The organism is Pseudoalteromonas rubra (assembly GCF_005887095.1).
In the GTDB taxonomy this organism is placed as follows: Bacteria; Pseudomonadota; Gammaproteobacteria; order Enterobacterales; family Alteromonadaceae; genus Pseudoalteromonas; species Pseudoalteromonas rubra_E.
Genome location: NZ_PNCI01000097.1, coordinates 1 through 10,428, shown reverse-complemented (window position 1 = coordinate 10,428; position 10,428 = coordinate 1). Strand labels below are relative to the sequence as shown.

The window sequence follows — 10,428 nt, the reverse complement described above, 5'->3', positions numbered from 1 at the left end:
TGCGAGCCGAATGCGCGTGCCCGGCCACTTAAAAAAGTGGGTTATTCAGAATCGACTAAATACGAAAAGGCATTGAGAACATCCACCCTAAATTGGCGTTTGAATGATAGAGCAAACCCTTAAAACTAGTTTGTGCGAAAATTATTCTGTAAATACAATTGGGCTCGCATCTCCCTCATAAACAGCAATGGAATAAATTTCACCAGTGTTTAATGGTTTTCTATCGCCGATACGAAATGAACGTTATTAATATATATTTGGAGGTTGTATGAAAAAAATCTTTGGAGCAGTACTTATTTTGGGTTTATCTGGGTGTGCTAGCACGCACGTTCAAAAGGGAGTTGATGTCACGAAAGAAAGCAGTTTCGCGGTGATAAAAACAGAAACAGAAAAGGAACACACGTTGTTAACAGGGCTCGATCAGCGTGTTGTAATAAAGTCTCTTAATGGAGAAATGTTAGCGCTTCCAGGGAATATTTCCCCTGCTCCAGACGTTTTAAACGTTAACAAAGGTGTCCACACGATAGAAGTCCAATATCGCCATAAGAACACATTCGCAAACGGCTGTGTTTGGGTTGATGCCAAAGCAGGCAGTAGTTACCTGATCAGAAGAAAGGTTGTAGACTATGCTGTGACATTCTGGGTTGAAAATACAGATACCAATGAAGTGGTAGGTGGTATCTGCGGCACTGAGCCTGAATAAGTTTTAAGGGAGGAAGTGTCCACTCTCCCTTAAAGCCTGAAGAGCTTAGCTAATTCAACGGTTGTAATACGTGAAGCTTGATTTATTAACTTAGCGAAGACGAGTTGCTTGCTAAGGTACTCTGACCAAGCAACTTATAATAATAGCTGGTGGCATACAGGGCGCCTTGTTGATCACTGACAAAGTGCGGGATCTCTCCGCTTTTGCTAAAACCAACTGCCTGATAAAACTGTTCTGATTTATCACCACTTTGTGTATCTAACACTAAGAGTTTTATGCCCAGCTGACTGGCATAAATTTCGAGACCTTGCATCAGTGTTTGGGCTATGCCCTGACGCTGATAATCGGGATGTACCAGTAATTTTTCGACTTCTCCCCGATGTCGGCCATTTTGTTTTTGACAAGGGACCAGCTGTACCGAGGCAACCAACAGCTGATTGACGTAAGCGCCGAGCAAGAGGCGTTTTTTCTCTGCCAGTTCAATATTGACCTGAGACCAGTAATCGGTCACGTCAGCGTCAGAAAGAGGCTGATAGAACCCCAGGGATGCCCCCTGAGCAACACAGGCTTGCAGTTGCCAGGCAAGCGCTTGCTGCTGCTCCATAGTGAGCTGCGCGAGGGGCTCAATTGTGAGTCGCATAATCATCCTTTTGTATACAAGCCAGTTCTTCACGGATCTGACGAAGCTGAGACTCCAGCTGTTGCTTTTGACGTAACAGCTGTGAATAGCGCGACTGAGTGTGGGGCTGTTTACCCCGAAGTGCTGCATAGAGCGTCCGTTGCGATAAGGCAAACTGTGTGGCTGCTTCATGAATGGTCAGTTGCTGACTCTGTACCATATGCACAGCACGCAGAACACTGGGATGAGTGGAAGAGAGTTTGGCAGCCATATTAATGCTTCGCCCCTTGGTTGAAGTGGCAGTCACTGGGCGGCCAAACACTGTAGTCAATGTGCCACACCAAGATTAGTGTCTCTAACCAGGTTTTCATTCTTTATGCTCCTATTTCGCCTGTACACGTTACAACAAGAAAGTTATGTGCCAAGAATTTAAGGAGATAAAAATCAATGGCTTATTTATTTTTTGGGAGCGAAAAGTGACAGACTTGCACCGAAAAAGCACAAATACTTTCCATAATGGCGCAATTTTTATCGAGGATTCATCAATTAACTTTTGTTGTAGTACAAGTGGCCAACGAGCTGGGTGTCTGTGCGCTTATATTCCTTGTATAAAGACTACAATGAAGCTCGAATGGCTCACTTATTTTAACTTTTTTGTCTTTCGAAGTACTTTCTGAGCTGGGTTTGTTGGTGAACTTAGATAAAAGTTCCAAATATGGGTGCAGTTGCACTGGTGAATTGTCGCCGTTTTTTGATAGAGTTGCGTACCAATTAATAATGAACTAGGAAAAACAAGTGAAAAAGCTAATTGCTGCGGTGATTCTGCTCTCTCTGTCGCCAAAGTTGGTATTTGCAAACGCGCACTGTACTATGAAGGCTACGGCTGTAGACATAAATAAAAACGGGCAAGTGTACTTTTCTTTCGAGGGTTATGGAAATTCCCTATATGCCTGCAGTACCTCTACAAAGTCCGGCTATATTTCTACTGAAACGTGTAAACTAATGTATAGCACTATGCTAGCAGCAACGCTGTCAAAAAGTGATTTGACATTGTCATTCGATACAAGTGAATCATGTGAGTCTCTGCAGAATAAATATCGAAACAATTGGAAGAGTTTGCAGGCAGACGGATTCTATCACTTCAGAATACGCAGCTAACCTTCGTACTCAATACGTGACTACATTCATAAGTAGTCACGCTCAACCCGGTATTTAAATCTGGTTAATCCTTTTTCGAGCATGACCAGCGTAGTCAAAAGTACCAACACTATCCAGATCCATTTGTTTCCATGTTGGCTATACCAGCTGTTTCCGCTCATCAGTTTTACGTCCAGTAACATCGTCTCCTCAACAAACTGAGGGAGCGTATGCTGAGTCTGGCTCAGTGGATCATAAATCCCACTGATCCCATTGTTGGTCACTCTGACCAGAGGGCGTTGCAGCTCCAGCGCACGCATACGGGCAATTTGCATATGCTGATGCGGGCCGTGCGAATCACCAAACCAGGCGTCATTACTTACAGTAAAGAGCATGTCTGACTCACTGGTGTAATTGTTTCTCACCAGTTCGCTGAAGGCAATTTCGTAGCAGATAGCTGGCAAAATATGCAGTCCGTTGGCAATCAGATTAGGCTGCTGCGCTTCGCCTCGCGAGAAGGATGACATCGCCAGGTTGAACAGCGGCGCAATGGGTCGCAACCACTCCTCAAAGGGGACAAACTCTCCGATGGGCAGTAATTGGTGTTTCTGGTAACGGTTAGAGTGTAGGTAGCGATAGTGGCCTTGCTCATCCTCTGCATGTTGTTTACCAACCACAATCAGGGTGTTATAGACATTGCGGGTATCAAATTGATAATCCGGGATGCCGGTAATGAGTGCGCTTTGATTAAACGCGGCGGCTTTATCCAGATTATGCAAAAAGTCGAAGGCTAAGTCTTCCAGCTCAGGAATAGCCGCTTCCGGCCAGACAACCAGATCGGCCTGTTGCCACAATGGGCGGGTCATATCCTGATATTTAGACATAGTCGGCCAGAACTGCTCAGGCTCCCAGCGCAGGCTTTGCTGAATATTGCCCTGAACCAGCAAGGTTCGGGTTTGCTCGCCGTTATAGTGTACCGGATTATCCGCTATGCGTGTAAACAGGATGAGTGCCAGCACAGGCAGCAGGGCAATCATGGTCAGCTGATAGCGCCTTTGCCAGAGCAGGTAGTACAGCAGCGCGCCAAGTAACACGCAAACCAGGGTCAGGCCAAACTCGCCAATCCAGGGAGCAAGTATGTTAAGTGGTGCGTCGGTTTGACTGTAGCCAAAACTGAGCCACGGAAATCCAGTCAATAAGGTACCACGGAGGGATTCAAATACCCCAAACCCGGCTAGTAACAGCGCGATACGTTGCCAGGGTTTATCTGAAAAACGTGTCGCCAAAGCAAACGCCAATGCAGGGTAAATAGCCAGATAGGCACACAGCAGGCCCATTAGTAGCAGTGAGGCTGGTAAGGGTAAGCCTCCGAACTGAGCGATTGACACATGTACCCAGCTGATCCCAGCCGAAAACCAGCCAAAGCCAAATAAAAAGCCATATTTAGCGGCTTGTCGGGTAGTAGGCTGATCAGTGACAAAACACCCGACTGCGAGTGCCAAAAAAGTCACAGGCCAGAGCCCAAAAGGGGCATAACTAAAGGTAAGTGAGGCACCGCAAAGCAGTGCCAGCCACGCAAACTTGTCTTTCAGTAAGGTGGTCAGTTTATTCGAAAACGTCTTCAACATGTTCAGCTTTTGGCATGGTCACCTGTAACTGCAAAATACGGCGATTATCCGAGTTAGTAACCTTGAACTGCAAAGGTGCAATATCAATGGTTTCGCCCCGGCTTGGCATATGGCCAAAAGCATGCAAGATGATCCCACCTATGGTGTCAGCTTCTTGCGTGTCGTACTCGGTTTTAAAGTAGTCATTGAATTCGTCCAGCGGGGTTAATGCCTGAACATTGAACACATGCTTAGACAACTGACGGATCGCTTGTTGCTCGTCTTCGTTGTCATGCTCGTCTTCAATTTCGCCGACAATGGTTTCCAGAATATCTTCAATGGTCACCAGGCCGGAGACACCACCATACTCATCAATGACAATAGCCATGTGATAGCGCTTTTGGCGAAATTCATTGAGCAGTGCATCAACACGTTTACTTTCAGGCACCACAACAGCAGGGCGAAGATACTCTCGGATAGTCGGCAGCTCGCTGTCACGCTGAACAATCAGTGGTAGTAGATCTTTGGCCAGCAAAATACCTTCAACATGATCTTTGTCTTCACAAATCACCGGGAAGCGTGAATGGCTGGACTCAACCATTGCAGGCAACTGTGACTCGAGATCCTGGTCAACATCCAGCGTCACCATTTGTGAACGCGGGATCATGATGTCACGGACTTTGAGTTCAGAAACACTGAGCACGCCTTCCATCATATCTTTGGTTTCAGGGTCGATCAGGGCTCTTTCCTGCGCGTCGGCAATTACTTCTACCAACTCTTCTTTGTTTTGGGGTTCCCCTTGCAGCATCTGAGTGATGCGTCCCAGCCAGGTCTTGCTCGAAGAACCCTGACTACTTTGCGAGTTTTCGTCGCTCATTGCGGTGTGTTACTCCAGTCGGTTAAACGTCATCTCGATATGGGTCAGCTATACCCAGATCGGCTAAGAATTCTTTTTCAAGACTTTCCATTTCCTCGGCGTCCTGTTCATTTATATGGTCAAAGCCCAACAAATGCAAGCACCCGTGTACTACCATATGGGCAAAATGGTCGTGGAAGGTTTTTTCCTGTTCTTCGGCCTCACGAAAAACTACCTGAGGACAAATAATTAGGTCGCCAACTAAAGGCAACTCAATCCCAGGCGGCGCTTCAAAAGGAAAAGACAGCACATTGGTAGGCTTGTCTTTACCGCGGTACTGACTATTCAGTTCCTGGCTTTCTACTTCATCTGCAATCCGTATGGTGACCTCGGCCTCTTCCTTATACGCAAGCAGTGCCTTTTCGGCCCACAACTGAAATTGTGCGGCAGAGGGAAGGTTAGCGAAGTCACTGGCAATCTGGAGATCTACCTCAAGCGACATTATGAGCGCTCCTCGTTGTTGGCGTTCGGTTGGGTATCAGCCGGCGTGGTATTGGCCTGTGCCTGTAATCTTGCCTGCTGTTTGTTAAACTTTTCCTTTCGCTCGGCTTCTTCTTTTTTCTCGTAAGCCTCAACAATGCGTGCCACCACTGGGTGACGTACCACATCATGAGACTTGAAGAAGTTAAACGAAATCTCGTCTACCTCACCCAATACATCGATGGCATGGCGCAGACCAGAGCGCGCACCGCGTGGTAAATCCACCTGAGTGATGTCTCCTGTGATCACCGCTTTGGAATTAAAGCCAATCCGGGTCAGGAACATTTTCATCTGCTCTGTGGTGGTGTTCTGGCTTTCATCCAGAATAATAAAGGCGTCATTCAGTGTACGACCACGCATGTAGGCAAGTGGTGCAACCTCGATCACATTCTTTTCGATCAAACGCTCAACTTTTTCAAAGCCCAGCATTTCGAACAGGGCGTCGTACAGCGGGCGCAAATATGGGTCTATCTTTTGCGTCAGGTCACCGGGCAAGAAACCGAGCTTTTCGCCGGCTTCAACGGCGGGGCGAGTCAGTAGAATTCGACGAATTTCCTGACGTTCCAGCGCATCTACCGCCGCTGCTACCGCCAGATAAGTTTTACCTGTACCCGCCGGGCCAATACCAAAACAGATGTCATGAGTCAGAATATTCGCTACATACTGGCTCTGGTTGGGGTTACGAGGCTTAACCACACCACGACGTGTTTTGATAAACACTTCTTTTTCCCACACATCCGGGGCTTCCTGCTCCAGGCAGTTCGCTTCGGTGATAGCCAGGTGAACGTGATCCGGTTCGATATCCGCAAATTTACCGCGCACAGGCTGGGTTTCGACATACAGAGATTTTAAAATGTCGACGGCGGCTTTTGCCACAACTGGCTGGCCGGTCACTTTAAACCAGTTATCTCTGTGGGTAATTTCTATGCCCAGACGACGTTCGATTTGCTTCAGGTTGTCATCAAAAGGCCCGCATAAAGAAGATAAGCGGTGATTGTCGGAGGGTTCCAGATAAAATTCGATATTCTTGACTTGGTTACTCAAAACAACTTCCTAATAACAAGACGCCAGCATCAGCTGGCGTCGAAATTCCAAGACTAAGGCGTAAAGGTCGCTACACCCAGTTCGTTGGCTTCAGGTTCTGCCGGGGCGCGATTTAAGATATCAGATGGCGCCACATCACGGCGTAAGTCCATCTCAGCTTCGGTCCTGATCAGCTCACCACGTAGCGAGTTTGGCAGCGCCTCTGTGATACGTACATCAACAAACTGACCGATCACTGAGTGAGGACCTTCAAAGTTCACCACTCGGTTGTTCTCGGTACGGCCACGCAGTTCCATGGGATTCTTTTTCGACGGACCTTCGACCAGAATACGCTGCTCAGTGCCATGCATTTTACGGCTGATATCCTGCGCCATTTGATTAATGCGGTTTTGTAGCAAGTACAAACGCTCTTTCTTTTCCTGCTCGGTAACATCGTCAGGCAGGTCAGACGCTGGCGTGCCCGGACGCGCTGAATAGATAAAGCTGAAGCTCATATCAAAGCCAATGTCGTTGATCAGATTCATGGTGGCTTCGAAGTCAGCTTTGCTCTCGCCTGGGAAACCAATGATAAAGTCAGAACTCATGCTCAGGTTCGGACGGATCTTGCGCAGCTTGCGGATAGTCGACTTGTACTCAAGCGCCGTATGGCCACGCTTCATCAGGTTCAGAATGCGATCTGAGCCACTTTGAACCGGTAAATGCAGGTGATCAACCAGCTCTGGTACGTCTGCGTATGCGTCGATGATGTCTGGTGTGAACTCAACCGGGTGTGAAGTGGTGTAACGAATGCGGTCAATGCCATCAATGGCCGCCACGAAGCGCAGCAGATCAGAGAAATAGCAAATTTCGCCATCGTGCATTTCGCCGCGATAGGCGTTTACGTTCTGACCCAGCAGGTTCACTTCACGCACACCTTGCTCTGCCAGCTGGGCAACTTCAAGTAAAACATCATCAAGGGGACGGCTTACTTCTTCACCACGAGTATAAGGTACAACGCAGAAAGTACAGTATTTAGAGCAGCCTTCCATAATAGAGACAAAGGCACTTGGACCTTCTGCTTTTGGCTCTGGCAGGCGGTCAAACTTCTCGATTTCCGGGAATGAAATATCGACCACAGAGCCTTGTTTGCTCTGCACTTGTTTGATCATCTCTGGCAGACGGTGCAAAGTTTGCGGGCCAAATACGATATCAACAAAAGGCGCGCGCTGACGAATGGTGTCGCCTTCCTGAGACGCCACACAGCCACCGACGCCAATCACCAGATCCGGGTTGTCGTCTTTAAGTAGCTTCCAGCGACCCAGTTGGTGGAATACTTTTTCCTGTGCTTTTTCACGAATTGAACAGGTATTGAGTAGGATCACATCCGCTTGCTCAGCTTCTTCTGTTAGCTGATAGCCGTTGGTGGAGTCAAGCAGATCCGCCATTTTCTGGGAGTCATACTCGTTCATCTGACAACCCCAGGTTTTGATATGCAACTTTTTACTCATTGAAATAATGCCTCGTTTTCAACTCGGTGAATAGCACGGTGTGCGACGCTAAAACAACTAATATCACTAAGCCGACCCGCTTATCACCTGTGCCAGTACAGAGCATAACCTGTATCTTTGCCAGGATCTTGCGTGAAATTAGTTTAAAGGACGCGTATTTTATATGACCTAATGACACTAGCCAAGTATAGTTTTTAACTTTAGAAACCAAGATCAAGGCATCTTGTATTTGCTCGGCTACACTATGCAGGGCTGTGAACCTTTCAGAGCGAATTGGGTTACAATAGCAGGATATGACTTAGCAAGCAGAACTAAGGAAAAAGGGTATGAAAAACAAAGTGCTGATAGTAGGTGGTGGCATGGTTGGCGCAGCAGCCGCCGTCAAGCTCGCGCAGCAAGGCCTGACAGTCACTGTGCTCGAAACGCATCCATTGGATGCCATGCAGGCTCTAACGGACCAGACCATAGATATTCGGGTTTCAGCCATTAATCGCTTCTCAGAAGCTTTGCTGGATGAACTCCAGGCAATGCCGTTACTGCGCAATGCCAGACTGGCACCGTATCAGCAGCTCGAAGCGTATGAGCAGGAAAATAACAGCCTGCTATTTGATTGTGAGGAGCTGGCTGCAACGCATTTAGGCCACATTGTTGAAAACCGTCTTATTCAGGCCAGTTTGTGGGCACAGTTCGAACGCCTTGGTATTCAGGTCGAACAGGTTTCTGGTACGCCGCAGGCAATCAAGCAAAATACTGATTCGGTTGGGTTGATTTACCCGGAGCAAAGTTATCAGGCCGATTTACTGTTAGCAGCTGACGGCGGACGCTCGGTGGTACGCAAACTGGCTGGCATTGGGGTGACCGGTTGGCAATATCAACAGCATTGTATGGGTGTGTTGATCAAACTGGATGCGCCACAGCAGGTAAAAACCTGGCAGCAGTTTAAGCCGTCCGGACCGATTGCCTTTTTGCCCATGCAATATCCGTATGCCAATCTGATCTGGTATCACCATGGCAATGAGCTGGCGCAGATGAAGATGTTATCGAATGCACAGTTAAAGCAGGAGATACAAAATCACTTCTTCGATTTACCCGGTGAGTTTGAGGTGTTGCAAAGCGCGGTATTTCCGCTGGCCAGACAACATGCCAATCAATACCACCAGGGGCGTGTCGTCCTGATTGGCGACTCAGCACATACCATTAACCCGCTGGCAGGGCAGGGCGTTAATTTAGGGTTCAAAGATGTGGTTGCGCTGGCAAGCGCACTAGAAGGCGCTGAGGACATTGGTAACGCCGCTTTGCTGCGCCGCTATGAGCAGAGCCGTCGTAACGATAACCTGATGATGATGAGCATGATGGACGCCTGCTACTTTGGCTTCTCTAACGAAATTGCACCTTTAAGGCATTTACGCAACCTGGTGTTAAAAGTGGCTAATCATGCCGGTCCAATTAAACGTGAAGTATTGAAACATGCTATGGGTGGCGTCGTTTAGACGTCATTCATGACAGGAATAGCAAATAGCAAAGTAATGAAACAAAATTAACTGAAAATTATAAAGAAGATGGAAAAATAATTAAGATATATCAGAAGAGTAATAAGGGAGTTAGAGTTGTCTTTGAACTAAATGGTGCGGAAGGAGAGACTTGAACTCTCACAACCGAAGTTACAGAAACCTGAATCCTGCGCGTCTACCAATTCCGCCACTTCCGCATCGTATATTTAGTTTATCAATGAAAAAGAAACCTGAATCCTGCGTCTTAATCGACAACAACAAATTCTGCTACTTTCGCATCGTATATTTAGTTCATCAATGAAAAGGAAACCTGAATCCTGCCTCTTGTCCGACGACAGCCAATTCTGCTACTTTTGCATCGAGTATTTAGTTTTTAAAAAGAAGAAAGTTTTCAAGAAAAGAGAGTTAAATGGTGCGGAAAGAGAGACTTGAACTCTCACAACCGAAGTTACAGAAACCTGAATCCTGCGCGTCTACCAATTCCGCCACTTCCGCATTAAATCTCTATCAATACAATCAAAAGAAACCTGAATCCTGCGTCTTATTCGACAACAGCCAATTCCGCAACTTCCGCATCGTATATTTAACTGAATTTTCATCTCGTGAAGAGATGGCTGGAGTACCAGGATTTGAACCTGGGAATGGCGGGATCAAAACCCGCTGCCTTACCGCTTGGCGATACTCCAGCAATAATCCAAATCTAAATACTTTCTCAAGATTTGAAACTGGGAGATGGATGAGTGAGGGATCAAAACCTCTCTCTCTTCTGTCCTTACCGCTTGGCGATACTCCAGCAATAATTCAAATCTTGAATCCAGATAAATCTAATAGATAATATCCTTCTTCTTAACGCTTGATACTACAGAAATAAAAAGCGTAATCAAGAGTTTTAGTTCTAACTTGAAGAACATGGTGCGGAAGGAG

The 10,428-nt window shown here is 47.0% G+C and carries 9 protein-coding genes and 3 tRNA genes; 2 read left to right on the top strand and 10 right to left on the bottom strand.

From position 1 onward, the window contains the following. The first annotated feature begins 268 nt into the window (after window positions 1–268). A complete protein-coding gene (locus tag CWB99_RS23150) occupies window positions 269–703 on the top strand; it encodes a hypothetical protein (protein WP_138552849.1) in 435 nt (144 codons plus the stop codon). Window positions 704–788: 85 nt separating this feature from the next. Here the strand turns inward: CWB99_RS23150 and CWB99_RS23145 are convergent, their stop codons facing one another. The 7 genes from CWB99_RS23145 to miaB all read right to left on the bottom strand — a co-directional run bounded on the left by CWB99_RS23145 (window position 789) and on the right by miaB (window position 7,993). Next, window positions 789–1,343, bottom strand: coding sequence for a GNAT family N-acetyltransferase (locus tag CWB99_RS23145; RefSeq protein WP_138552850.1), 555 nt, complete (start codon window positions 1,341–1,343; stop codon window positions 789–791). Further along, on the bottom strand, window positions 1,327–1,593 hold the full coding sequence (locus CWB99_RS23140) for a helix-turn-helix domain-containing protein (protein ID WP_138552851.1): 267 nt from the start codon (window positions 1,591–1,593) through the stop codon (window positions 1,327–1,329). The genes CWB99_RS23145 and CWB99_RS23140 overlap by 17 nt, the downstream gene beginning before the upstream one ends. Window positions 1,594–2,506: 913 nt before the next feature. After that, window positions 2,507–4,087: an apolipoprotein N-acyltransferase gene (gene lnt, locus CWB99_RS23135; protein ID WP_138552852.1), complete on the bottom strand. Its 1,581-nt coding sequence runs from the start codon at window positions 4,085–4,087 to the stop codon at window positions 2,507–2,509. Beyond that, entirely contained in the window at window positions 4,065–4,943 is an 879-nt protein-coding gene (corC, locus tag CWB99_RS23130; RefSeq protein ID WP_138552853.1) for a CNNM family magnesium/cobalt transport protein CorC, read from the bottom strand. The genes lnt and corC overlap by 23 nt, the downstream gene beginning before the upstream one ends. A 22-nt stretch (window positions 4,944–4,965) precedes the next feature. Further along, the gene (gene ybeY, locus CWB99_RS23125; protein ID WP_138552854.1) at window positions 4,966–5,424 is read right to left on the bottom strand and encodes an rRNA maturation RNase YbeY; all 459 of its coding nucleotides are present in this window, start codon (window positions 5,422–5,424) and stop codon (window positions 4,966–4,968) included. Then, window positions 5,424–6,506, bottom strand: coding sequence for a PhoH family protein (locus CWB99_RS23120; protein WP_138552855.1), 1,083 nt, complete (start codon window positions 6,504–6,506; stop codon window positions 5,424–5,426). The genes ybeY and CWB99_RS23120 overlap by 1 nt, the downstream gene beginning before the upstream one ends. Before the next feature lie 53 nt (window positions 6,507–6,559). After that, window positions 6,560–7,993: a tRNA (N6-isopentenyl adenosine(37)-C2)-methylthiotransferase MiaB gene (miaB, locus tag CWB99_RS23115; protein WP_046002924.1), complete on the bottom strand. Its 1,434-nt coding sequence runs from the start codon at window positions 7,991–7,993 to the stop codon at window positions 6,560–6,562. 326 nt (window positions 7,994–8,319) lie between these two features. Between miaB and CWB99_RS23110 the strand changes: the two genes are divergently transcribed. Then, entirely contained in the window at window positions 8,320–9,483 is a 1,164-nt protein-coding gene (locus tag CWB99_RS23110; RefSeq protein WP_138552856.1) for an FAD-dependent oxidoreductase, read from the top strand. 133 nt (window positions 9,484–9,616) lie between these two features. Here CWB99_RS23110 and CWB99_RS23105 read toward each other — a convergent pair. The 3 genes from CWB99_RS23105 to CWB99_RS23095 form a co-directional block, all read right to left on the bottom strand. Next, window positions 9,617–9,701: transfer RNA gene (locus CWB99_RS23105), tRNA-Leu, on the bottom strand. Between the two features lie 213 nt (window positions 9,702–9,914). Next, window positions 9,915–9,999: transfer RNA gene (locus CWB99_RS23100), tRNA-Leu, on the bottom strand. A 116-nt stretch (window positions 10,000–10,115) separates the two neighbouring features. After that, a tRNA-Gln gene (locus tag CWB99_RS23095) sits at window positions 10,116–10,190 on the bottom strand. Window positions 10,191–10,428 lie beyond the last annotated feature (238 nt).

What these genes read in the sequence shown, in the direction of transcription:
- CWB99_RS23150 (WP_138552849.1), top strand. Translation starts at nt 269, where the DNA reads ATGAAAAAAATCTTTGGAGCAGTACTTATTTTGGGTTTATCTGGGTGT.
- CWB99_RS23145 (WP_138552850.1), bottom strand. Translation starts at nt 1,343, where the DNA reads ATGCGACTCACAATTGAGCCCCTCGCGCAGCTCACTATGGAGCAGCAG.
- CWB99_RS23140 (WP_138552851.1), bottom strand. Translation starts at nt 1,593, where the DNA reads ATGGCTGCCAAACTCTCTTCCACTCATCCCAGTGTTCTGCGTGCTGTG.
- lnt (WP_138552852.1), bottom strand. Translation starts at nt 4,087, where the DNA reads ATGTTGAAGACGTTTTCGAATAAACTGACCACCTTACTGAAAGACAAG.
- corC (WP_138552853.1), bottom strand. Translation starts at nt 4,943, where the DNA reads ATGAGCGACGAAAACTCGCAAAGTAGTCAGGGTTCTTCGAGCAAGACC.
- ybeY (WP_138552854.1), bottom strand. Translation starts at nt 5,424, where the DNA reads ATGTCGCTTGAGGTAGATCTCCAGATTGCCAGTGACTTCGCTAACCTT.
- miaB (WP_046002924.1), bottom strand. Translation starts at nt 7,993, where the DNA reads ATGAGTAAAAAGTTGCATATCAAAACCTGGGGTTGTCAGATGAACGAG.
- CWB99_RS23110 (WP_138552856.1), top strand. Translation starts at nt 8,320, where the DNA reads ATGAAAAACAAAGTGCTGATAGTAGGTGGTGGCATGGTTGGCGCAGCA.